The organism is Opacimonas viscosa (genome assembly GCF_024199005.1).
Lineage (GTDB): Bacteria > Pseudomonadota > Gammaproteobacteria > Enterobacterales > Alteromonadaceae > Opacimonas > Opacimonas viscosa.
The window spans coordinates 1-249 of sequence record NZ_JANATA010000258.1; the positions used below are offsets into that span (position 1 = coordinate 1).

General features: G+C 51.4%; 1 pseudogene. It reads right to left on the minus strand.

Features of this window, described 5'->3' with window-relative positions:
- Positions 1 to 249, minus strand: a pseudogene (locus tag NLF92_RS13505) (tetratricopeptide repeat protein); the annotation flags it as partial.

The window sequence follows — 249 nt, forward strand, 5'->3', positions numbered from 1 at the left end:
GGCCAGTTTCTCGGCCTCTTCCATATCACCGCCAGCAATAGAGGGGGCCATTAAATGAAACTGCATCAGTGCCTGATAGACGTTTACTTCTTCCGGCGCAACGGTGATCGCCGCTTCTAAACTGTGTTTCGCTTTTTCCGCATAGCCTAACGCAGAGAAAATGCTGCTCGATGCCTGCGCGCCCATTACGCTGGCATGCGTGTGATAGGCTCTGTAATCGTCTTTGTAGTGCGCTATAAATTCTTCGGC